This window comes from uncultured Sulfitobacter sp., assembly GCF_947502895.1.
Classification (GTDB): Bacteria; Pseudomonadota; Alphaproteobacteria; order Rhodobacterales; family Rhodobacteraceae; genus Sulfitobacter.
In genome coordinates this window covers 12,676-36,332 of sequence record NZ_CANNBM010000003.1, presented here as the reverse complement: position 1 = coordinate 36,332, position 23,657 = coordinate 12,676, and the positions used below count along the sequence as shown (strand labels likewise).

Sequence of the window (23,657 nt, the reverse complement as noted above, 5' to 3'; positions counted from 1 at the left end):
GCGTACTTTGGTCAGGCAAGGGGCGCTCGCACAACAGATCAGGGCGCAATCCGTATCTGGTAGGAAATTCCTGTACCCCCTTGATTGATGCGCGCATGAGAGCGATCTGCAACCGCAGTACTGAACGGCACAGAATTCATTTGCCTGCTAAATCCGGCAGGAATGTTGCGATGGAAGGGATTGCTATGACCAAGGCAATGAGCGCAACAAGTGCGATGCAGAATGGCAGAACGCCTTTGAAAATCTGGGTCAGCGGCACATGCGGCACCAAGCCTCGGATGATAAAGACATTGATCCCGAGTGGTGGCGTAATCAACGCAAGCTCGACCACCAGAACGACCAGCACACCGAACCATACCGGATCAAACCCCATGCCCATTACAATCGGAAAGAAGATGGGCACAGAGAGGATGATCATTGCCATCGTATCCAGAAACGCGCCAAGCACGATGTATATGCAGACGATAACGATGATTGTTCCCAGCGGTGACAGGTCCAGCCCCACGATCCAGCTGCCCAAAAGCCCTGGCGTGCTGCTGAGCGATAGAAAACCCGAAAACAGGATCGCACCAATCAGAATAAGAAAAATCATCGAGGTTGTCTGAACCGTATCAATCAGACATTCGCCGATCATGCGCGGGCTTAAACGACCCATGGCGACGCCCAGAAACAGGGCGCCAACTGCGCCAAAACCCGCGGCCTCGGTAGGGGTGAAGAACCCAGCGTAGATGCCGCCGATGACTGTAATGAACAAAACCAACGTGGCCCAGACCTGTTTAATTGCAGAGCCTTGCGGGGCCTCATCCGCATCTGCAACCTCTGGTGCCGACGAGGGGTCGATCCGGATCATTACCAGCACGGTGATCATGAAGAAAAAGGTCAACAGCAGTCCGGGGATAATCCCTGCAATGAACAGATCGCCGATGCTGGTTTCAGTGAGGATGCCGTAAATCAACATGATCACACTGGGCGGGATAAGGACCCCGATCGTGCCACCAGCGGCCAAAGCGCCGGTTGAGAGCCTGTCGCCGTACCCGTATCGCGCCATCTGGGGCAGGGCGACTTTCCCCATGGTCGCCGCCGTCGCGATAGAGGATCCGCAGACAGCGCCGAAAGCTGCACAGGCGGCGATACTGGCGTGGGCCAGTCCGCCTCTGCGCCGTCCGAGCCATGTGTTGAAAGCTGTGAACAGATCGGTCGATATCCCTGCGCGGGTTGCAAAGCTGCCCATGAGCACAAAGAGCGGAATGACGCTAAGTGAAAAGCTCTGCGCGCTTTCGTATACGGACAGGCCAGCCAACGCCAGTGCGCCGTCTTTGCCGATGATCATTGTGGTGCCAAACAGGGCGGCACCAGACATCGAGAGGCCCAGATTGGCCCCGAGAAACAAAACAAAAAACAGTAAAGCAAAGACCAATGGGACGAGAGTTTCAATCGGCATCAATCGGTCCTTCTTGCCCCGTAATCTCACGGATCAGACGCAAGACCAACAGCACAAAAAACAGGGCCAACCCCACGAGCATCAGAATGGACGCAGGCCAATAGGGCAGCTTGAGGATCATGGTGAATTCGCCCTCGGTAAATACACTCACTGTTTTGACGAACAACTGTTCGAGGAGCAGCCAGCTCACACCTACTGCGAGGGCCGAATTTGCGATGACGGATACGCGGCGGACAGGTTTCGGGAAGATGCCCTGAAACGTTTCAACGACGATATGGCGGCGGTGCAGTTCAGTTATGGCCAACCCACAAAACACCAGCGCCCCCATCATCAGCGAAACGGTTTCAACAGTGCCAAGCACTGAACGGCCAAAAAAATTGCGCCCGATGACATCGAAAAATGTGAGACCCATAATGGCCGCTAGCAATACAGCGGCGAGCCAGCCGAGCAGTAAAACCGCCCGCCTGACCAGCTTTTCTATGCTACGCAGCATCGGGCTATTTCAGCTCTGAAACGATGGCTTCATAGTTTTGCATCAATGCTTCACCGTCCAGTCCCGCCTCGGCTGCCTTTGCGATCCAGTCATCACGGAAAACGCGCGTCATATCGAACAGTGCCTTGGTATCTGCCTCCGATAGCGTGGTGATCGTATTGCCGCTGTCGTTCGCGGCGGCCATGCCAACAGCCTCTTGCTGGTCCCATTTTTGCGATATAAATCGGGAGCCGAATTCACCCGATACAGACATCACCGCCTCTTTCTGGGTATCGCTCAGCTTGTCCCACGTACGCGGGCTCATCGCTAACCAAAAGATGCCGGCATAAGTGCCGCCAGGGATTTCGAGATGGTGCGTCGAGACTTCATTTAGGCGCAAACCTTTGACAGATTCCCAAGGGAACTGAGAGACATCAATCGTGCCTTTGGACATGGCTTCGTTGGTTTGACCGGGGGGCATGCCTACGGGTACGGCGCCCAACATCTCTGCTATTTTCACACCGTTGCCGCCTGCACGAACTTTCAGCCCGTTGAAATCGGCAAGGGATTTTAGCGGAACGCGGCTGTGATAAAGGTGCGGCGCATGGGCAAAAAGGGCCAACAGCTTGGTGTCGGGGGTATCTTGTTGGATAAACCCGTTGCCGTCATACCAACGCCATGCAGCGACTGCGGCCGCTTCTGCACTTGGGGCGACAAAAGGGACTTCTACGGCATTGAGTTTCCAGAACCGCTGGGGCTGGAATGCGGCGACCGAATACGCGATGTCGACAATGCCGTTTTTGACAAGATCATATTGCCCATTCGGCCCCGCAAGAGGCGTGGTCATGATCTCAAGCGTGATTTCGCCATTCGATGCGTTTTCCACCTCATCGGCCCACGCCCGCAGTGTTGTCGTCATGTGGTGAACCGGTGGCAGCCAATTTGCGACACGCAATTTGACCTCTTGTGCCTGCGCCGCCAGTGGCAGTGTGAGTGCTACAGTCGCGGCGAGTGCCGAGGTTACAAATCCTCTTCGCTTCATAGTATTTCTCCCTTGTTCACAGTGTACGATCAGCCCGTTCGCGGGCCATAATTTTTCATCAGGCTACGAGAGCATTCGAGTTTCTGTCAACAAAAAGAATCCGAGTTCATATTCGGTTTCGTTTTGACAGATCGCAATCTTGCGGGTTTACTAAGCACAAAAGGAAGGCGGGTTTTTCAATGAGTTCAGTAGAGCCAATCCTACAGGACGGCATCCCTGGTGTCTTTGCAGCGCGGCAAAGCCGCAGCATCAGGAACCGCGACAGCTTTTTGAAAGCAGGCGTTGAAGCGCTTGGGACGATGCCATTTGACGAGATCAAGATTTCCGAGTTGGCGGCGGCCAGCGGAAACTCTGTAGGGAGCTTTTATACGCGATTTCAGGACAAGGAAGCCTTTCTGCGCGCCCTGCGGACCTACGCGGTAGAGGCCATTGATCGCGAGCATTGCGCCGAGTTCACAGCCGAGAAATTGCAGACCCTTCCGCCCGAAGACGTACTCGACGCGCTTGTCGACTTGATGGGCGATATCTTTGCCAGTCGATTTCGCGGGGTGCTGCGCGAAAACTATACGCGGATAATGCACGCGGATGATCCTTGGGCGCCGATCCGAACCCATGCTCAACAGGTTGTGCGCACCCTGCACGACAGCCTGAGCGATGCTTTCCCGCAATATGGCCCAGAGCAGACAAAGACCCGCCTGAGCTTTTGCTTCCAGATTGTCGTCGGGGTTTTGCAGAACGATCTGGTGAATAACTACCATGTATTCAAACTTGATGACGGGACTGTTCTGCCTGCTTTGAAAGAGGCCTTGCGCGCCTATATGGCGCTGCCTGTCCGCAACAAGGAATAACTGATGCCGAAGCAACCGAATATCATCCTGATCTTCACCGACAACCAGCAGGCTGCGACGTTGGGGTGCTATGGGAACACGGAAATTCATACGCCGCATCTGGATGCTTTGTCGGCGCGGGGCGTCACCTTTGATAATGCGTTTTGCCCTAACGGCTTTTGCTCGCCTTGCCGCGCGTCTGTGCTGACGGGCAAGCTGCCATCGCAACACGGGGTTCATTCGTGGATTGATGACCGCAAGAGCGATGAATGGCCGGCGGCGTGGCATGCGCTTGACGGATTGAACACATTGCCCAAGGCGCTGAAATCGAGGGGCTATGCGACTGCATTAGTGGGCAAGTACCATCTGGGCCAGCCCACATCGCCTGCCGAAGGGTTCGATACTTGGGTCACTTTGGAAGACGGCCATGTGCGTAGTTTTTATCGCAACAGGATTTTCGACAACGGCGAGGTGTATGACCAAAAGGGCCACTCGGTTGATTTCTTCACGGACAAGGGCGTGGCGTTTATCGAAGAGCAAACAGCCGCCGAGACGCCGTTCTTTCTCTACCTTCCGTATCCTGCGCCTTACGGCCATTGGCCTGCCACCAAAGAAACCGATGAAAACCGCCATACCGCGCGATATGCAGACTGCCCGATGAACTCGATCCCGCGCAGGGGGCTGAGCAAGGCAGCAGTGGACGGTTTCATGCTGCGCAGCAGTGATACGTCGGAGCATCTGGATTTTTCGATGCTTATGCGCGCGCCGAATGATCTGGGCACTTTGCGGAACTTCTATTCCCAGATTTCTATGGTCGATGACGGCGTTGGCAAGATTGTGGAGACGCTTGACCGTTTGGGGATTGCCGACGACACGCTGCTGATTTTCACAACCGATCACGGGTTGTCGACAGGCGAGCACGGGTTTTGGGGACATGGCGCTGCAACGCTGCCGTCAAACCTGCACCGTGCGGCGCATAACATTCCAATGATCATGCACCAAAACGGTGTGACGACAGAAGGGCTGAGGTCAAAGCTGATGGTGTCTGGAATGGATGTTTTTGCTACGATCCTTGACCATACCGGCGTTGCGCAGAGCGATGACAGCGTCCCAAGCCGGTCGTTACTGCCGATCCTTACAGGATCAGACCTGAGCGATTGGGGCGCGGATGCGGTGTTTTCCGAGCAGGAGGAAACCCGCGTGATCCGAACGCCGAAGTGGGCCTATTTCAAAAGGTTCAAGACGGGTAAAACGAGGTTTATCGACGAGTTGTTTGATGTCGAGCATGATGCAGGCGAGACGGTAAATCTTGCAGATGATCCCGCATATGCCGAGATCAAGACAGCCTTGGATACGCAATTGACTGCCTTCTTCAGGACCTATGCAGAAGAGCGCGCTGATTTGTGGAAAGGCGGTGTGCCAATCCAGCATAGCGAACGTAAGGCGCTTTGGGTTGAGGCATGGGGGGACAGTTGGAAACCCGTTTACAATTATGATCAAAGCTGAGGTCAAAGCCTGCTGCGTGCCGCAGCCGACGGCACGCGGGCAACCAGACATTCAGCGCAAGGATGCGGTGCCCTGTCAGGGGCTTCTTGATCATGGGTTGGTTGCATTGCAGGGCGGTACGTTCACCATGGGCGCGGACGACGGGCCTTATCCACACGATGGCGAGGGGCCGCAGCGACGGGTTAAACTGGATGCATTCTGGATTGCGCCACTGACTGTGACAAACAGTCAGTTTCAAGCCTTTGTGCAAGAAACCGGGTACACAACCCTTGCGGAACACAACGGGAAGTCTTTCGTGTTCAAAGAGCTTTTGCCAAAGGGGGCCAGCAGTGGATCTGTCGCAGTTCAAGCCCCTTGGTGGTATGAGATCCTTGGTGCCTGTTGGCATCTGCCAGAGGGGCCACAGGGCGCTGGCATTGATCAGCGAAGTGATCATCCTGTGGTGCATATCGCATTGCCTGACGCGCTGGCCTATTGCAATTGGGCAGGTGTTTGCCTGCCAAGTGAAGCGCAGTGGGAATATGCAGCGCGTGGCGGGTTGGAGATGCAACCCTATCCTTGGGGCAGGACGCTAGAGCCTGACGGGCAGCACATGTCCAATGTCTGGCAAGGAAGGTTTCCAAATGAAAATACAGCAGAAGACGGCTTTTTCGGAACGGCACCTGCGCGGTGTTATGCACCCAACGGCTATGGCCTATATGCTATGACCGGAAATATCTGGGAATGGACCAATGACCGTTTCACGGCGCTACACTCACCGCGCGCACAAACCAATCCTAAGGGCCCTTTGAACGGAGATCGAGCGGTGGCCAAGGGCGGGTCATACCTCTGCCATGCCTCGTATTGCTATCGCTACCGCACTTCATCGCGTCAGGCGCTTGACCCGTATACAACTGCGGGAAACCTCGGGTTTCGCGTTGCAGCTACGACATAAATCTCCGCATCAGCTATCCACAATCCCTGACTGTCGAAGGGATCGAGACAATCGCCCATGCCGTCTAAAACCGGTTGCGCGAAAAAGCGCCTGTTGCCTGCGTTCTCGCGCAGCACTTGGGCTTGATATACTTCTGAACGCGCCTTGGGGATATTTCGTTGGATGTGGACAAGCGGCATTCGTTCTAGGGGTGGGAATTCCGTGCGCCGAACTGGTTATGTGTAAAGGTGAAGAGACAAGGCAGCCCTGACACCAAAAATAGCTTGGCCTACGCAGTAGCTTTGCGTTGCACAACATGGCGTGCCGTCGATGCTTTGGGTTGTATTGTGTGGATGGACCTCTGTTTTGTTCATTAGCCAGCTTTCAAGCAACAGATCATATCCCGCAGAGCGGACACTAAGCGGCCACCTGCGACGGGTGCAAATAGCTAATAGCAGTATTGTCCCTTGAGCGGGGGGGGTCTCAGCGTTCTTTCGGGTAGGCGGCTACGAGAAATAGCGGTCTGGTCTGATCGAAGCCGATAGCATCCACGTTTTGAACCGAGACGACGACAAAATTTCACAATTGGAAATTCCAGAACCCTTCAACAAAGAGAAACCAACAGGACAAGCAGCCTTGCAGTCAGGTGCGGCGCTCAACTGCCTTTTGCAGCACGGACCCATGCAACGATTTTGCCACGTGCTTCGGGGGTCATGGTGGCGATGGCGTTGGGCGGCGGCATGGCATTGCTCAGGCCCGCGTGTAGCAAAATTTGCTCGGCGTTGCGTGCCACATCGCTGGGTGTTTCCAGCACCACGCCTTTGGGTGCCCAATGCATACCTTCCCACGCCGGTTCGCGCGCGTGGCACATAGAACAATTGCCCAAAACCACGTCATAGGCCTCCTCAAAACCTGCGGCAGAGGCATAGTGCTGCTCATAGGGTGTCAGATCGCGGGTCGAAGCGATCTCATAGCTGTCAGACCCGCGCTGGGTTGAAAGCCATGCAATCACGATCATCAGGATTACGGTCACGGCCCAAGTCCAGTGTGGGCCACTGCCTGTAGCGTGGAGGGTGTTGAAATAATGCCGGATGGTGACGCCCGTTAGAAAAATCAGGCTGGCAATGATCCATGCATATTCTGTGCCAAACGCCAGCGGATAGTGATTGGCCAGCATCAAGAACACGACAGGCAGCGTCAGGTAGTTGTTATGGGTCGAGCGCAGTTTGGCGATCTTACCGTATTTCGCATCGGGTTTGCGCCCCGCCTTGAGGTCCGCCACGACAATGCGCTGATTTGGCATGATCTGGAAAAACACGTTGCCCGTCATAATCGACGCGGTGAAAGCGCCCAGATGCAGCAGCGCCGCACGACCGGTGAATATCTGGTTATATCCCCATGACATCACCACCAGCAGCGCAAACAGCAGCAACATCAACAGCGTTGCATGCTCACCCAGTTTGGATTTGCACATATAATCATAGGCGATCCAACCGATGGTCAGCGACCCGCCCGAGATCAGGATGCCTTGCCACAGGGTAAGGTCCGCTTTGGTAGGATCGAGCAGGAAAATTTCGCCACCGACCCAGTAAACGATCATCAGCAGAGCCGCACCCGAGACCCATGTGATATAGCTCTGCCATTTGTGCCAGATCAGGTGTTCGGGCATGTTGTCAGGGGCCACAAGATATTTCTGGATGTGATAGAAACCGCCGCCATGCACCTGCCATTCCTCGCCGTGCACGCCGTGGGGCATGTCGGGCGCTTTGCGCAGGCCCAGATCAAGCGCGATAAAAAAGAACGAAGCACCGATCCATGCCATTGCCGTGATTACGTGCAGCCAGCGTACCGAAAAGGCGATCCAGTCCCATATTATTGCGAAATCATACATGGGCGGGCTCCTGATGCGGGGTTGGTAGGATACTAGGCGCGTGGTGATTGTTCTGCTATTGCTTGTATTCATCAAACAGCATCAAAAAAAACGAAATAATGTCATATCTCGATAACATACGCACTTTTGTGCGCGTCTATGAATTGGGCAGCATGTCTGCTGCAGGGCGTGATTTGCGGATATCTCCGGCGGTCACGTCCTCACGCATCAGCCAGCTTGAGGAACATCTGAGCGTGCGGTTGTTCCAGCGCACAACCCGCAGTCTGACGCCAACCGAACAGGGGCGCGCGTTTTATGGCGGGGCGGCCAGTATTCTGGATGCGGTTGAAAATGCCGAGGCGCAAGTGGTCAACATCACCGACAATCCCAAAGGGTCGCTCTATGTCGCGGCGCCTTTGGGTGTGGGGCGGCGTCTTATTGCGCCATTGGTGCCAGGGTTTCTGGCCGAGTATCCGCAGGTGAGCGTGCGGTTGCGCCTTTCGGATCGCAAGGTTGATCTGACCACTGAAGGCCTAGATCTGGCGTTCTTTTTAGGTCAACCAGAGGATAGCACCCTGCGTATTCGCAAGATTGCCGATGTGACGCGGATACTTTGTGCCAGCCCTGAATATGTAGCGGCGCGCGGGATGCCTCAGCGTGGAGAGGACTTGGTAAAAGGTGCGCACGAGTGTCTGAACCTGCGCTTTCCAGGGGCGACAGAATTTCGCTGGCGTTTGGGCACCCCTGACGGGGTCAAGCCGTTTCGGGTGACGGGCCGGTTTGAATCTGATGACGGGGACGTGCTGACCGATTGGGCGCTGTCGGGCAACGGGATCGCGATGAAGCCGGTTTTCGAAGTGGCCGAGCATGTGAACGCGGGGCGACTGGTGGTTGTCGCACCCGCATCACCGCCAGAGCCGATCCAGATGGCATGTTTGTTTACACATCGTCGGCGTCAGGATCCGAAAACGCGTTTGTTCATGGAATATGTGATCGAGCGGATCACCGATAATGTGCGCAGCAGCCTGTTGCTGGACGCTCAGCTGCCGCGATAGGTGGAATAACCGAAGGGCGAAAGCAACAGCGGCACGTGGTAGTGCGATGCCTGTGACATGCCAAAGCGCAGCGGGATCACATCAAGGAAGCGGGGGCTTTCAGGGGCCACACCGATGGCATCCAGATAATCGCCCGCGTGAAAAAGCAGCTCATACGTGCCGGTCTGAAACTCGGCGGCGGGCAAAATCTGCTCGTCCGTGCGCCCGTCACTGTTGGTGACAAGGGTTTTGAGCAATGCGCGCGAGGCACCATCAACTCTAAATAGCTCAATTTTCAGGCCCTGTGCGGGCAAACCGCGCGCTGTGTCCAGAACATGGGTCGTCAGATAGCCTGTCATCTTGCCTCTCCTTGGTGTTGGGCGCGTTATAGGCAGATAGCTGTGATTGCGGCAAATCACACGCTGCTAGAGGCTGTTTCGTGTTTTATTTGAAAAACAGAGTTATTATTTTGAAATACAAGGAGCCAAAGGTGGAGGAATGACTGTGCACAGATACCCGCGTGATATGACTGGATACGGGGCCGATGTGCCCGATGCGCAATGGCCGAATGGGGCAAAGATCGCTGTCCAGATCGTTTTGAATTATGAAGAGGGCGGCGAGAACAATATCCTGCATGGCGATGCGGCATCAGAGGCGTTTTTGTCCGAGATAACAGGGGCGGCACCTTGGGAAGGCCAACGCCACTGGAATATGGAAACGATCTATGAATACGGGGCGCGTGCAGGGTTCTGGCGGGTGCACAGATTGCTGGGTGACTTGCCAGTGACAGTCTATGGTGTGGCCACTGCACTTGCCCGCGCGCCTGAGCAAGTGGCCGCAATGCTGGCATCCGAGTGGGAGATTGCGAGCCATGGCCTGAAGTGGGTCGAGCACAAAGATATGTCCGAGGAAGAAGAGCGCGCGCAGATGCTTGAAGCGGTGCGCCTGCACACCGAAGTCACCGGAACACCGCCGCGTGGCTGGTACACGGGAAGGTGTTCCAATAACACCGTTCGATTGGCAGCGGAAATGCAGCAATTTGATTATGTTGCAGATAGTTACAGCGATGACTTGCCTTATTGGATGAAGTTTGGCGAGGTCGATCAGTTGATCGTGCCCTATACGATGGATTGCAACGATATGCGATTTGCCATTCAGGCGGGCTACACCAACGGCGACCAGTTCGAGAGCTATCTCAAAGACAGTTTCGACTACCTGTATGCCGAAGGGGCCGAAGGCGCACCAAAGATACTGTCGATCGGTCTGCATTGCCGTCTGATAGGCCGGCCGGGCCGCGCAGCTGCGTTCCGCCGTGCGCTGGAGCATTTCAAATCCCATGAGGGCGTATGGTTTGCCACGCGTTTGCAGATAGCCGAACACTGGGCAGCCATGCATCCAGCGCCACAAGGGCAGGCGCCGTCCGAGATGGACCGTGACACCTTCGTCGCTACCTTTGGCGGCGTGTTCGAGCATAGCGCATGGGTGGCGGAGAGTGCTTTCGAGATGGAGCTTGGACCAACTCATGACACAGCTGCTGGCATTCACCATATGATGGCACGCGTGTTCCGCAGTGCGACGGATGAGGCGCGTCTGGCGGTGCTGAACGCGCACCCCGATCTGGCTGGCAAGCTGGCAGCAGCCCAGCGGCTGAACGCCGAATCCACGGCCGAGCAAGCCTCGGTGGGGCTTGATCAGCTTACAGATGCAGAGCGGGACCAGTTTGTTGCGCTTAACACGGCCTACACGGAAAAGTTTGGCTTTCCCTTTATCATAGCGGTGCGGGACAATACCAAAGCATCCATTCTGGCAGCCTTCGAGCGGCGGATCGCGCAAACGCGTGAGGTCGAGTTTGCCGAGGCTTGTCGTCAGGTCGAACGGATCGCACAATTGCGCTTGACCGAGATGTTGCCGAGATGAGCGTTATACTGACGCCCCGCGCCCTGACGGCCGAAAGCTTTGCACCCTTTGGTGATGTGATGGAGGCGCAAGGTGCGCCCGACAAGATCATCAACCAAGGGCTTTGTGGCCGCTATCATGACCGCGCCAAGTTAGATTTTAGCGACGGGGAAGCGGGCATCAGCATCTTTCAGGGTGAGGCGCGGCGTTTTCCGCTCAAGCTGGAGATGGTGGAGCGCCATCCGATGGGCAGTCAGGCGTTTGTGCCAATGTCTGCCGATCCCTTTCTGGTGGTCGTTGCCGAGGACGCGCAGGGTGTGCCGATCAATCCCCAAGCGTTTATCACCACTGCCGGCCAAGCGATCAACTTCCACCGTGGCACATGGCACGGGGTACTGACGCCCCTGCATGCGCCAGGACTTTTTGCCGTAATCGACCGCATCGGGGCGGGCGACAACCTTGAGGAACACTGGTTCGAGACGGCCTACATCATCCAACACGACACTATTTGAGACGAGATAACAAAAAGCGACTGGCACGCAAGCAGGCTGGCGCTCAACACCAAAAGGGGAAACTACCATGACCGATAATTCACTGGGAACGCCAGCGCAGCTGGCGGATCCTAATTACATGCCTGCATTGCACCGTGCGGTGCCACTGGGCATACAACATGTACTGGCGATGTTCGTCTCGAACGTGACGCCTGCGATCATCATCTCCGGAGCGGCTGGCTTTGGCTTTGGCTCGGATGCGGGGGCGCAGGGGTTTCCTGACATGACCTATCTGATCCAGATGTCGATGTTGTTTGCTGGCATCGCGACACTGTTCCAGACCATCGGTCTGGGGCCTGTGGGTGCGCGTTTGCCGATTGTGCAGGGCACGTCTTTTGCCTTTATTCCAATCATGATCCCGCTGGTGGCCGGCAAAGGCGTTGAGGCGCTGCCTGCATTGTTTGGCGGTGTTTTGATCGGTGGTTTGTTCCATTGTCTCATTGGTACGTTCATCGGCAGAATACGTTTTGCGCTGCCGCCATTGGTAACTGGCCTTGTGGTGACAATGATTGGTCTGGCACTGGTCAAGGTGGGCATCCAGTATGCGGCGGGTGGCGTGCCTGCCATTAACAGCCCTGAATACGGCTCGCTGCTGAACTGGTCAGCCGCATTGGTTGTCATCTTTGTCACACTCGCGCTCAAGTTCTATGCACGCGGTATGTTGGCGGTATCCGCAGTCGTGATCGGCATCTTTGTCGGCTATTTCTATGCTATGGCCATGGGTATGGTCACGCTTGATGGCATCGCCACCAGCTGGAGCCGTGCGGCCCCCATCGCCTTCCCAAGTCCTTTCAAATACGGTTTCGAGCTGAGCTTTGCTGCGATCATCGGCTTTTGCCTGATGTCCTTTGTCTCGGCCGTTGAAACGGTGGGCGACGTGTCGGGCATCACCAAAGGCGGTGCAGGCCGTGAGGCCACCGAGGACGAGATCACAGGTGCCACCTATGCAGATGGTGTAGGTACCGCGATTGCGGGTGTCTTTGGCGGCTTTCCGAACACCAGCTTTTCGCAAAACGTGGGACTGATCGCCATGACAGGCGTGATGTCGCGTCATGTGGTGACCATCGGGGCGATTTTCCTGATTGTATGCGGTTTGATCCCCAAAGTGGGCGCCGTCATTCGCACCATCCCGATTGAAGTTCTGGGCGGTGGTGTGATTGTGATGTTCGGCATGGTGGTCGCGGCGGGTATTTCGATGCTGTCCGATGTAAACTGGAACCGCCGCAACATGGTGATCTTTGCGATCGCGCTGTCGGTCGGTTTGGGGCTGCAACTGGACCCCAAGGCGGTGCAGTATCTGCCCGACACCCTGCGCATATTGATGACTTCGGGCCTGCTGCCCGCTGCATTGATTGCAATCGTGCTGAACCTGATCCTGCCAGAGCATCTATCTGATGAGGCCACCGAGGAAGTTTCGGGCGGGTTACAAGGCCACGGTGACGGGTCGCTGAACGGCAAGTAACGACTCTACAGAAACGGCAACGCCCCGCGACCAGAAATGGCGCGGGGCGTTTGCGTTTTGGGGTAGGCTCAGGTGCGGGCCACCATCATGCGCGCCATATCCAGCATCCGCGCGGAAAAGCCCCATTCGTTATCGTACCAGCCAAACAGGCGCAGCTGTGTGTCCGCGATGGTCTGCGTTTCTGGCAGGGCAATGACCAGCGATTCAGGCCGCCCGCGCAGATCGCGTGACACGCAAGGGTCGGTGATGCCGCCCAGCACATCCGAGCTGTCGATGACCTGTTCCAGCAGGTTGAGGGCTGAAGCGCCAAAAGGCTTGGACAGCTGTACCGTTGCATCAATCGCCGATACGCTCAGGCTGGGCACCCGCACAGCGGCGACACTGGTGCGTGCGCCAAGTTCCGGCAGGATTTTGAGCAATTCACCTGCGGCACTGGTTGTGGTGGGCACAATAGATTCAGCGCCTGCGCGGCTACGCGCCAGATCGCCTCTGGGTGCGTCCACCATGGGCTGACTGCTGGTGTAGCAATGGATTGTGGTAATGTGCGCTTGGGCGATGCCGATGGCGTTGTCCAGCGCCCGCAGCAGCGGCCCGATTGCGTTGGTGGTGCATGATGCGTTGGAGACGATGCGCGCATCGCCCAGCGTTTCTTCATTTGCGCCCAGAACAACAGTGTTGTCAGCGTATTTCGACGGCCCCGAGATCAGGACTGCGCGCGCGCCTGCGGCAAGGCCACGTTCGGCCATCGCGCGGCTGTCCAGCTTGCCCGTACACTCCAACACCAGATCGGCGGCGGGCAGGTCGGTGCCTTGGGGCATGCTATGATGTGAAAACGGGATCAGCCGCGCACCGATGCGCAGCGCGGCACCTTCGACAGCTACCTCATAGGGCAGTGGGCCAAAGGTGCTATCGTATTTGAAAAGATAGGCACATGTCTCTAGCGGGGCGATGTCATTGATTGCGACAACCTTTATATCCGCGTGGCAGGGCAGGGTAAGGATCTGGCGCAATATTGTGCGCCCGATCCGGCCAAAGCCGTTGATGACGATCCGCATGTCTTGGTCCCCTTCGGGTGGTCAGGTACAGGGCAGCGCGCATAAATACGTGCCGCCTTGATCAGACATGGGGCATTTTGGAGCAACGCACAAGCGGCGCAAACGACAACTTGGCGCTATAGGCCAAGCGGCATGTGGCGGTTCACATCTTTGTAGAGCAGATAGCGAAATGGCCCAGGCCCACCAGCATAGCAAGCCTGCGGACAAAAGGCGCGCAGCCACATATAATCGCCAGCCTCGACTTCGACCCAATCGGTGTTCAGGCGGTAGGCCGCTTTGCCCTCCAGCACATAAAGGCCGTGTTCCATCACGTGGGTTTCCAGAAACGGGATTACGGCGCCCGGCTGGAAGGTTACGATTGTGACGTGCATGTCATGGCGCATATCTGATGGATCAACAAAGCGTGTGGTGCCCCATTTGCCCTCGGTATCCGGCATAATGGTAGGCGCAATGTCCTGTTCGTTCGTAACAATGACATCAGGCTGGTCGAGGCCGTCTACGGCGACATAGGCTTTTCTAATCCAGTGGAACCTCAGCATTTCGTCGCTGGTATTGTGCAAAGTCCAACCGCTGCGCGGCGGCAGATAGGCATAGCCGCCTTCGGTAAGGGTGTGTGTCTGGCCATTCACCCGCAGTGTGGCAGTGCCTTCGACAACAAACAGCACGCCTTGGGCGCTTGGGTCCGTCTCGGCGTGGTCAGAGCCCCCACCCGGGGCCACTTCCATGATGTATTGCGAAAACGTCTCGGCAAAGCCGGTAAGAGGGCGTGCGATCACCCAGAGGCGGGTCTTGTCCCAGAAGGGCAGAAAGCTGGTGGTAATGTCGCGCATGGTGCCTTTTGGCAGCACGGCATAGGCCTGTGTAAAGACGGCGCGGTCCGTCAAAAGCTGCTCTTGCCCGGGGTGGCCGCCGTGGGGCGCATAATATTTGGGGGGCATATGAGTTCCTTGCTACCGGTGTTAGGAGCCCATCATACGACGCGCATATTATTAAGCTACAGGGCCTAAAGCATCAAAAGTGTTCGGATATATTTGATAATACGCAGCGAGGTGCAGAATGCGAAATGCCCCGCCAGACTGGCAGGGCATTTGCTGTGGGTATAAGGCTTTTGCCTAGTTGCGTTGGGCCTTCAGCTCCAGACGGCGGGCGTGCAATGTAGGCTCGGTATAGCCTGACGGGTCTTTGGTGCCGCCAAAGACCAGATCACAGGCCGCCTGAAAGGCAATGCTGTTAAAATCAGGTGCCATAGGACGGTAGAGCGGATCGCCTGCGTTCTGGCTGTCAACAACTGTGGCCATCTGCTGCATGATCTCGTTCACCTCGTCCTTGCTGATCACATCGTGGTGCAACCAGTTGGCCACGTGCTGGGCCGAGATGCGGCAGGTGGCGCGGTCCTCCATGAGGCCCACGTTGTTCACGTCAGGCACTTTGGAACACCCGATGCCCTGATCTACCCAGCGCACCACATATCCGAGAATGCCTTGGGCGTTGTTCTCTACTTCGGCACGGATGTGCTCTTTGCTCCAGCGGCGATAGCTTGCAACGGGCGCTTCGAGAAGTGCCTCGACATAGGCGCGGCGTCCGCCTTTGGCGATCTGCTTTTGCACCGCGAAAACATCGACTTTGTGATAGTGCAAGGCGTGCAGTGTGGCGGCGGTAGGGCTGGGCACCCAAGCGCAGTTTGCCCCTGCTTTGGGATGTTCAATCTTGGTCTCCAGCATGGCGTACATGTTGTCGGGCACAGCCCACATGCCTTTGCCGATCTGCGCGCGGCCCGACAGGCCACACTCCAGTCCGATATCGACGTTCTGGTTCTCATATGCCGTGATCCAGCCTTTACGCTTGATAAAGTCTTTGCGACTGAACGGGCCTGCCTCCATCGAGGTGTGGATTTCGTCGCCTGTGCGGTCCAGAAAACCAGTGTTGATAAAGCAGACGCGGGATTTGGCCGCGCGGATACACTCTTTGAGGTTGGCGGAGGTGCGGCGCTCCTCGTCCATAATGCCCAGCTTGACCGTTTTGGCGGACAGGCCGAGAGCTTTTTCTACATGGGTAAAGATTTCGTCCGTAAAGGCGACCTCTTCGGGGCCGTGCATTTTGGGTTTCACGACATAGACAGAACCGCTGTGCGAATTGCGCATGCCGCCTGATTTGCGCAGGTCATGCATGGCGATCAGCGTGGTAACCATTGCATCCATCAGGCCTTCGAAAATCTCGTTTCCGTCGCGATCGCGAATAGCGGGGTTGGTCATCAGGTGGCCGACATTGCGCACCAGCAACAGCGCGCGCCCCTTGAGTGTCAGGCTACTGCCATCAGGTGCGGTGTAGGCGCGGTCATCATGCAGCGCGCGGGTAACTTCCTTGCCGCCTTTCTGGAAGGTCTCGGACAGATCGCCCTTCATCAATCCCAGCCAGTTGCGATAGGCGACAACCTTGTCTTCGGCATCTACACAGGCAACGGAATCTTCCATATCTACAATTGCGGAAACCGCGGATTCCATAACGACATCCGCCAGACCGGATGGCGTGGTGCGCCCGATGGGGTGGTCGCGGTCAAAGACCAGCTCGACGTGCAGGCCGTTGTTGCGCAGCAAGACGGCACTGGGGCTTGCTGCATCACCGCGGTAGCCTACAAATTTCTCTGGTGCGATCAGGCTGCTACCGTCAACTAGCAGTGCGCCGTTTTCGACCGAGTATTGCGTCGCCTTGGCGTAGCTGGTGCCTGTGGCGGCAAATGCCTCGTCCAGAAAAACGGCTGCGCGGGCCACGACACGGGCGCCGCGTCCATCGTCAAATGCACCTGCGGGCGGCAGGCTGCCCATAGCATCGGTGCCGTAAAATCCGTCATAGAGGCTGCCCCAGCGGGCGTTGGCTGCGTTCAGCACAAAGCGTGCGTTGGTGCTGGGCACCACCAGTTGCGGGCCTGCGATGCTGGCGATCTCGGGGTCGACATTGTCGGTATCAATCTGGAAATCATCCCCCTCGGGCAGCAGATAACCGATCTCGCTTAGGAAGTCCTTGTAGACAGCGGCGTCGTGAGGCTGGCCGCGGCGGGCGATGTGCCATTCGTCAATCTGGGTCTGGATCGTGGCACGTTTGTCCAGCAATGCGCGGTTGCGGGGCGAAAACTCATGCACCAGCGTGGACAGGCCTGACCAGAATGTCTCGGCGCTGACACCCGTGTCTGCCAAGGCTTCTTGTTCGATAAACGTGGCAAGTTCGGATGAAACATCAAGTTCGGCGCGGGGGGTGCGTTGGTCTGTCATAAGAGCGGGTCCTGCTGGTTGTTTCCGATAGGCTACACATGTGTCAGATGCGATACAAAGCCCTTTTAACGGAACTCTCGGGGGATTGGAAAGCCACGAATTGCCGTCATGCAGCGAGATCGGGCAAGTTTCGCGCATGGTGCTGCGCGCGTCAAAAACCTTGACCGAAAGGAGCCGATCGCGAATGGTACTGCCATTAGCTGTTTTGCTACTTTTTAGTAATGACTATTTCAATATGCTTTCGGAGGCCCAATCATGCCTATTACACTCGGAAATACCCTTTCACTTGATGATCTGACTTCTGGCGTTCCCGCGCTGACGGCGGTCCATTCCCAGCAGTTGGGTGCGGATAAAATTGTATCTATGTGGTACGACAGCAGCCTGAAGGAGGCGCGTTTTTCGGTACACAGCGTCGATGGAACCACGCTGATTGCTGCGCGCAGTGTGGATGCGGCAACCGCACCCGATGGTGCGCTATCCTTGCAAACCGCATTTGCTGCGCGTGAAAATGCAGATGGTACGATTACGGTTCATTTTACGGTGGATGAAGAAACGCTGTTTCCGCTTACGGCGACGCATTATACGCGCAGCTTTTCGGCTGACGGCACGCCGACAGGTCCCTCGCAGGAGGTGAGCGGGGTAGAGGCGTATTTCCAGCCCGAAAACTCGGTCGCGATCCAGACATCGGGCAACAAGATTGCCATCGCCCACGATGGCGGTTTCACGGTTTTGAACGCCGACGGGACAATTGCAGGTGGCTCGGTCACGTCGCCCGGTTTCCGCTCTACCGATAATGGCTATGACGTGGCTGAGGCGGCGGATGGCAGGCTGCTGGTCGTGTCGACAGACAATCGTATTGATTTTAGCACTTTCCAATATGCAGGCCCGATTACCGCACAGTTCTATAAGGCTGACGGGACCGCGGATGGTGACCCCTTTGATGTTGCGCCGCGCACCAATTTTTCGCTGGAACGGTTGGGGAGCCAGTCCATCGTAAGTGTAGATATCCTGACAGATGAACGTATTGTGGTGGCCTACAGCGATGCCAACGCGGAAGCGATGGGCGAGACTGGGATCACCGTAAAGATTTTCAACCCTGACGGCACGCAGATCGGTGACAGCTTTTTGGGCAATCCAGACGCGACCGCTGAGTCGCAGTATTTTCCGCAAGTGAACGCACTTGATACGGGCGGGTTTGTCGTAAGTTATGAGACGAACGATCTGGTCAATGGCAGCGTCAGGCCGCTGTTCCGTTTGCAGGAGTTCTCATCCGACGGGACACCTGCGGGCGCGTCCGTCTTTCGGGGGCCGGATCCGTCAGCGGCAGTAACCGGCCAGATCTATACGGTTATCCTGCCGGATGGGCGCGGGATGGTAATAGACGAGACTGGTGGTGCTGTTTTGGTGGATATCGACGGGGTGACTGCCCCTGTCGATCCTCTGGCGGGGCCTGATACCATCACGGGTACTGTAGAGGCCGAAACGCTGGATGGCGGCGCGGGCGACGACAAGCTGACTGGCTTGGCAGGAGCCGACACGCTGTTGGGCGGCACGGGTGACGATTTGATCTATGGTGATAGCTTCAGCCTGAGCGCAAGTCCCTTCCCGATCCCGACAGAGACGGGCTCTGATATCTACCGTCTTTACCGTGCCACGCTGGACCGTGAACCTGACGCAGGCGGCCTGCTGGGGTGGACGCAGCAGCTATATGAAGGCAGCAGCACAGTTCGTGAAATTGCGAATGGATTTATCCTCAGCAAGGAGTTTCAGAACACGTACGGCGCGTTGGAGGACGGTGCATTCGTTGATTTGCTTTATCAGAACGTGTTGGGTCGTGCGGCCGATGCTGCGGGGCGGGCAGGCTGGCTTGAGCAGATCGCGGGCGGCACCGAGCGGCGTGATGTCGTGTTGGGCTTTTCACAAAGCGCCGAGTTCAAACAGGAAACGCTTGCTGCCGCCGGGGAATTTCAAAGCCCGCTTTATCTCGGTGATGTGCAGGATGACATTTACCGCATCTATCGCGCCACGCTGGACCGCGACCCCGATCTTGCGGGGTTCACAGGTTGGATGGACGCGCTGCAATCAGGCTCGACCGTGCTGGATGCTGTTGGCGGATTTGTGAACAGCGCAGAGTTTCAGGCGACCTATGGCGCACTGGATGATGCCGCGTTTGTTGGACTGTTATATCAAAACGTATTGAACCGCGCTGCGGATGCGGCAGGGCAGGCGGGTTGGTTGGACGCAATCGCGAACGGCTCTACCCGCGAAGATGTTGTTCTTGGTTTCTCAAACAGCCGCGAGTTCCAGCTTGGCACCGAAGCAGATCTTGAGGCATGGATGCGCAGCATTGGCGTGGATGACCGGATCGAAGGGGGTGCGGGAACAAATACGCTTGTTGGCGGTATATTGGCTGATACCTTTGTCTTTGACGCAGCCGACCAAGGCACGCACCGCATCCTTGATCTGGAGGATTGGGATACGCTGGAGTTTGTTGGCTTTGGTTTCACATCAACAGACGATATTTTCTCGCATTTTGTGCAGTCAACCTCGTCCAACGGGTTGATCGAAGGGTTCTCGTATCTGGGTACAACCATCGAATTTGATGATCGGGCGCTGTTTGACTCTGGTTCGGATATGCTAAGCCTCGGGTAGGGGACTGACACAGGGTAAACCTGTGCCAGTGTGGTGCTTTGGTATGGCCTGATGCGCGTATTTATCAGGCGGTGCCAAATCCACCGCCGCCCGGGGATTTGAGCACAAAGACGTCTCCCGCTGCCATCTGGGCGACGTCGTTGCCGTCCAACATTTCGGTTTGCCCCTTGGCGCGCTCGATGCTGTTCTCACCTGTCTGACCTGCGCCGCCGCCCTGCGCCCCATGGGGTGCGACGATACGGTGAGAAGACAGGACAGTAACAGTGGCAGGTTCCAAAAACCGCAACCGTCTGACAATGCCGCAGCCGCCGTTATATTTGCCCACACCCCCAGATCCATCGCGGATGGAAAACTCATCCAGCCGCACGGGAAAGCGTGTTTCCAGAACTTCGGGGTCGGTCATGCGGGTGTTTGTCATGTGACTGTGCACCGCACTGGTGCCGTGAAACCCGTCACCTGCGCCTGTACCGCCACAGATGGTCTCATAATTCTGATAGGCCTCATTGCCATAGACAAAATTGTTCATTGTGCCCTGACTGCCCGCGATAACACCCAAAGCCCCATAGAGGGTATCGGCGATGGCTTGGCTGACTTCGGTGTTGCCCGAAATGACGGCGGCGGGGGCATTGGGGTTTATCATGCTGCCTTCGGGCACAATGAGGGTCAGCGGTTTGAGGCAGCCTTCGTTCATGGGAATATCGGTGCCGACCAGCGTGCGAAACACATAGAGGACTACAGCGCGGCAGATCGCCAGCGGCGCATTATAGTTCAGCGTGTTTTGTGGCGAGGTACCAGTGAAATCTACCCTCGCTTCGCGCGCTGGTTTGTCAACCGTGATCGCAACACTGATTTGATCACCACTGTCGAGGGGATAGGTGAAGGTGCAATCGTGCAGGACGTCAAGCACGCGGCGCACGGATTCTTCGGCATTGGCCTGCACGTGTTTCATGTAGGCATGTACCGTCGTCTGGCCAAACTGTGTGGTGATCTTTTGCAGCTCTTTAACGCCCGTGGCATTGGCAGCGATCTGGGCCGAGAGGTCGGCCATGTTCTGATCTATATTGCGGCAGGGATAGCGACCGGAGGCGAGCAGGGCGCGTGTCTGTGTTTCACGCAGTCTGCCTTGGCTCACCAGCAGGAAATTGTCGATCAGGATACCTTCCTCTTCGATTGTGCGGCTGTCGGGCGGGGCAGAGCCTGGGGTTGTGCCGCCAATATCTGCGTGGTGGCCTCGGCTGGCCACAGTATAGATTATCTGCATGCCGCTGGCGTCAAAGACAGGGGTAATCACAGTAACATCGGGCAGATGGGTACCACCGTTAAACGGATCGTTCATCATGAACACATCACCGGGCCGGATATTGCCCGCGTTCTGGTCCAGAATGGTGCGCACGCTTTGCGACATGGAGCCGAGATGCACAGGCACATGGGGCGCGTTGGCTACCAGATCGCCCTGTGGATCAAAGATCGCGCAGGAAAAATCGTATCTTTCCTTGATGTTGACCGAATATGCCGTGTTTGCGAGGGTCGCACCCATCTGGTCTGCGATAGACATGAACAAGTTGTTGAACACCTCCAGCATCACCGGATCGACCTGCGTGCCGATAGCCTCGTTGCGGGCCAGTGGTGTCGGGCGCTCCAGCACCAGACAGCCACCATCGATGCAGCGGGCCTGCCAGCCGCTTTCTAGGATATTGGTGCCCGTCGGGTCGAGTAGAATAGCAGGGCCCTGCACGGTGTCGCCGGTGCGCATATGCATCCTGTCAATCACAGGCGTGTCGCGCACCGCGCCGTCCGACCACATCTGCGCATAGCGATGAGAGGGGGCGGTTTCGTTGCTTTCGGGCAGTAGCACCGTCTCTCCCGTTTGGCCAACCGCTTCTGCGGTCAGAACCTCGATCACCAGTGCCGCACCTTCGGGAACGAATCCGAACCGCTGTTTGTGGGCTTCCTCGAACGCGGTGGTCATGTCATGAGCTGTGCCAAACGGCACTTCGAGAGTTTGTTGCGCACCATCGGGGCGGATATGGGCGGTGCGGACAATCCGGATGTTTGCATCGTCAATGCTTTGCGCTTTCACTTCGTTGCTTGCATCTTTGGCCATACGCTCCAGCACTGCGTGGGCTTGGCTTAAGTGGGTGATGGGACGTCCGAACTGGTGTTCGCGCAAGGCGCGCACGTCGGCCAGCCCCATGCCAAAGGCTGACAAAACGCCCGCGAAAGGATGGATGAAAATCCGCTCCATCCCCAGTGTATCTGCGACAAGACAGGCATGTTGCCCACCCGCTCCGCCAAAACAGTTCATGGTGTATTTTGTCACGTCATAGCCGCGTTGCACGCTGATTTTCTTGATGGCGTTTGCCATGTTCTCGACTGCGATGCGCAGGTATCCGCGGGCGATTTCCTCAACCGACAGACCATTTCCAACCTCTTGCGCAAGAAGCGCGAATTTCTCGCGTACGATATCTACATCCAGCGGTTGGTCAGCGTTGGGGCCAAAGACGGCGGGGAACAGATCGGGTTGGAGTTTGCCCAGCAGTACGTTGCAATCGGTGACCGTCAGCGGCCCTCCGCGGCGGTACGCGGCAGGTCCTGGGTTTGCACCCGCACTTTCCGGACCGACCTGCATGCGGCCATCGCGGTAGGACAAGATAGAGCCGCCACCCGCCGCCACCGTATGGATCGACATCATGGGTGCGCGCATTCGCACCCCAGCAACTTCTGTCTCGAAACTGCGCTCGAACTCTCCTGCATAGTGGCATACGTCGGTCGATGTGCCGCCCATGTCAAAGCCGATCAGCCTGTCATACCCATGCTCTGTCGCGGTGCTGACCATGCCGACAACGCCGCCCGCGGGGCCGGAGAGGATTGCATCGCGTCCTTCGAACAGGCTGGCATCTGTCAGCCCGCCGTTCGAGCGCATGAACATGAGCCGCGCGCCATTGCGAATATCAGTGCCAAGTGCGCTGGAAACCTGACCGACATATCGTCGTAAAATGGGTGACAGGTAGGCATCCACTACGGCTGTGTCACCGCGCGACACCAGTTTGATCAGCGGGCTGGCCTGATGACTGAGTGAGATTTGGGGAAATCCGATGTTGTCAGCGATCTGGCCGATTTGTTGTTCGTGATCGTGAAAGCGGTAGCTGTGCATCAAGGCCACCGCGACCGAGCGGTAGCCATCGCTGTAGGCCTGTTCAAGTGCTGTACGCACTGTGTTCGGGTCAAGCGGTACGATCATTTCGCCAGCTGCCGAGACCCGTGCGTCAACCTCGATCACGTCCTCATAGAGCAATTCAGGCAATTGGATATCCAGATCAAACAGGTGCGGGCGGTTCTGAAACCCGATGCGCAGCAGATCGCCCATGCCTTTGGTGATCAGCAACAGTGTTCGCGCGCCCTTGCGCTCCAACAGCGCGTTGGTAGCGACCGTGGTGCCCATTTTGACCGCGCCGATCTGCCCGTCGGGGATCGGATCACTCGCGCCCAACCCCAGCAGCTGGCGGATCCCGTGCACGGCGGCATCTGCATAGGCTTCGGGGTTCTCGGACAACAGCTTGTGCGTCTGCAAAGTGCCTTGGGGGGTCTTTGCCACGATATCTGTGAACGTGCCCCCGCGATCTACCCAAAATTGCCACATGGCACAGCTCCTTTATATGCTGGCGGTGTC

General features: G+C 56.8%; 17 protein-coding genes. 8 read left to right on the top strand and 9 right to left on the bottom strand.

All coding sequences use genetic code 11. The features are described from left to right. Nucleotides 1–136: 136 nt before the first annotated feature. The 3 genes from Q0903_RS13250 to Q0903_RS13240 are packed head-to-tail and all read right to left on the bottom strand — an operon-like array spanning nucleotide 137 to nucleotide 2,955. A complete protein-coding gene (locus Q0903_RS13250; protein WP_299416162.1) occupies nucleotides 137–1,441 on the bottom strand; it encodes a TRAP transporter large permease in 1,305 nt (434 codons plus the stop codon). Beyond that, nucleotides 1,431–1,934 carry a TRAP transporter small permease gene (locus Q0903_RS13245; protein WP_299416159.1) on the bottom strand — a complete coding sequence of 168 codons (504 nt, stop codon included), beginning with the start codon at nucleotides 1,932–1,934 and terminating at the stop codon, nucleotides 1,431–1,433. The genes Q0903_RS13250 and Q0903_RS13245 overlap by 11 nt, the downstream gene beginning before the upstream one ends. A 4-nt stretch (nucleotides 1,935–1,938) precedes the next feature. Next, nucleotides 1,939–2,955, bottom strand: coding sequence for a TRAP transporter substrate-binding protein (locus Q0903_RS13240; protein WP_299416156.1), 1,017 nt, complete (start codon nucleotides 2,953–2,955; stop codon nucleotides 1,939–1,941). Between the two features lie 179 nt (nucleotides 2,956–3,134). On the opposite strand from Q0903_RS13240, the gene Q0903_RS13235 reads away from it, so the two are divergent. From Q0903_RS13235 to Q0903_RS13225, 3 genes are read left to right on the top strand one after another with little or no spacing between them, the layout of a single operon-like run. Then, nucleotides 3,135–3,803: a TetR/AcrR family transcriptional regulator gene (locus Q0903_RS13235; RefSeq protein WP_299416154.1), complete on the top strand. Its 669-nt coding sequence runs from the start codon at nucleotides 3,135–3,137 to the stop codon at nucleotides 3,801–3,803. 3 nt (nucleotides 3,804–3,806) lie between these two features. Further along, nucleotides 3,807–5,288, top strand: coding sequence for a sulfatase-like hydrolase/transferase (locus Q0903_RS13230; protein WP_299416151.1), 1,482 nt, complete (start codon nucleotides 3,807–3,809; stop codon nucleotides 5,286–5,288). After that, the gene (locus tag Q0903_RS13225) at nucleotides 5,275–6,222 is read left to right on the top strand and encodes a formylglycine-generating enzyme family protein (protein WP_299416148.1); all 948 of its coding nucleotides are present in this window, start codon (nucleotides 5,275–5,277) and stop codon (nucleotides 6,220–6,222) included. The genes Q0903_RS13230 and Q0903_RS13225 overlap by 14 nt, the downstream gene beginning before the upstream one ends. A 634-nt stretch (nucleotides 6,223–6,856) precedes the next feature. Here the strand turns inward: Q0903_RS13225 and Q0903_RS13220 are convergent. Then, a complete protein-coding gene (locus Q0903_RS13220; RefSeq protein WP_299416145.1) occupies nucleotides 6,857–8,092 on the bottom strand; it encodes a urate hydroxylase PuuD in 1,236 nt (411 codons plus the stop codon). Nucleotides 8,093–8,190: 98 nt separating this feature from the next. Between Q0903_RS13220 and Q0903_RS13215 the strand changes: the two genes are divergently transcribed. Beyond that, entirely contained in the window at nucleotides 8,191–9,126 is a 936-nt protein-coding gene (locus Q0903_RS13215; protein ID WP_299023496.1) for a LysR family transcriptional regulator, read from the top strand. Here Q0903_RS13215 and uraH read toward each other — a convergent pair. Then, nucleotides 9,111–9,464 carry a hydroxyisourate hydrolase gene (gene uraH / locus Q0903_RS13210; protein WP_299023494.1) on the bottom strand — a complete coding sequence of 118 codons (354 nt, stop codon included), beginning with the start codon at nucleotides 9,462–9,464 and terminating at the stop codon, nucleotides 9,111–9,113. The two genes, Q0903_RS13215 and uraH, sit on opposite strands and share 16 nt — an antisense overlap. Before the next feature lie 139 nt (nucleotides 9,465–9,603). Here uraH and puuE point away from each other — a divergent pair, with 139 nt between their 5' ends. From puuE to Q0903_RS13195, 3 genes are all read left to right on the top strand, one after another. After that, nucleotides 9,604–11,022 (top strand): allantoinase PuuE, encoded by a 1,419-nt coding sequence (gene puuE / locus Q0903_RS13205; protein ID WP_299416143.1) that lies wholly within the window; start codon nucleotides 9,604–9,606, stop codon nucleotides 11,020–11,022. After that, nucleotides 11,019–11,513, top strand: coding sequence for an ureidoglycolate lyase (locus Q0903_RS13200; protein WP_299416141.1), 495 nt, complete (start codon nucleotides 11,019–11,021; stop codon nucleotides 11,511–11,513). Before puuE ends, Q0903_RS13200 begins: the two co-directional genes overlap by 4 nt. Before the next feature lie 67 nt (nucleotides 11,514–11,580). Next, the gene (locus Q0903_RS13195; protein WP_299023488.1) at nucleotides 11,581–13,014 is read left to right on the top strand and encodes a nucleobase:cation symporter-2 family protein; all 1,434 of its coding nucleotides are present in this window, start codon (nucleotides 11,581–11,583) and stop codon (nucleotides 13,012–13,014) included. 68 nt (nucleotides 13,015–13,082) lie between these two features. On the opposite strand, the gene Q0903_RS13190 is transcribed toward Q0903_RS13195, so the two are convergent. The 3 genes from Q0903_RS13190 to Q0903_RS13180 all read right to left on the bottom strand — a co-directional run bounded on the left by Q0903_RS13190 (nucleotide 13,083) and on the right by Q0903_RS13180 (nucleotide 17,335). After that, nucleotides 13,083–14,069, bottom strand: coding sequence for a glyceraldehyde 3-phosphate dehydrogenase NAD-binding domain-containing protein (locus tag Q0903_RS13190; protein ID WP_299416139.1), 987 nt, complete (start codon nucleotides 14,067–14,069; stop codon nucleotides 13,083–13,085). A 116-nt stretch (nucleotides 14,070–14,185) separates the two neighbouring features. Continuing rightward, a complete protein-coding gene (locus tag Q0903_RS13185) occupies nucleotides 14,186–15,007 on the bottom strand; it encodes a bifunctional allantoicase/(S)-ureidoglycine aminohydrolase (RefSeq protein WP_299023486.1) in 822 nt (273 codons plus the stop codon). A 174-nt stretch (nucleotides 15,008–15,181) separates the two neighbouring features. After that, nucleotides 15,182–17,335 (bottom strand): malate synthase G, encoded by a 2,154-nt coding sequence (locus Q0903_RS13180; protein ID WP_299416136.1) that lies wholly within the window; start codon nucleotides 17,333–17,335, stop codon nucleotides 15,182–15,184. Between the two features lie 255 nt (nucleotides 17,336–17,590). On the opposite strand from Q0903_RS13180, the gene Q0903_RS13175 reads away from it, so the two are divergent. Further along, nucleotides 17,591–19,987, top strand: coding sequence for a DUF4214 domain-containing protein (locus Q0903_RS13175; protein ID WP_299416134.1), 2,397 nt, complete (start codon nucleotides 17,591–17,593; stop codon nucleotides 19,985–19,987). Between the two features lie 64 nt (nucleotides 19,988–20,051). Here the strand turns inward: Q0903_RS13175 and Q0903_RS13170 are convergent, their stop codons facing one another. After that, nucleotides 20,052–23,627, bottom strand: coding sequence for a hydantoinase B/oxoprolinase family protein (locus Q0903_RS13170; protein WP_299416131.1), 3,576 nt, complete (start codon nucleotides 23,625–23,627; stop codon nucleotides 20,052–20,054). Nucleotides 23,628–23,657: the final 30 nt, after the last annotated feature.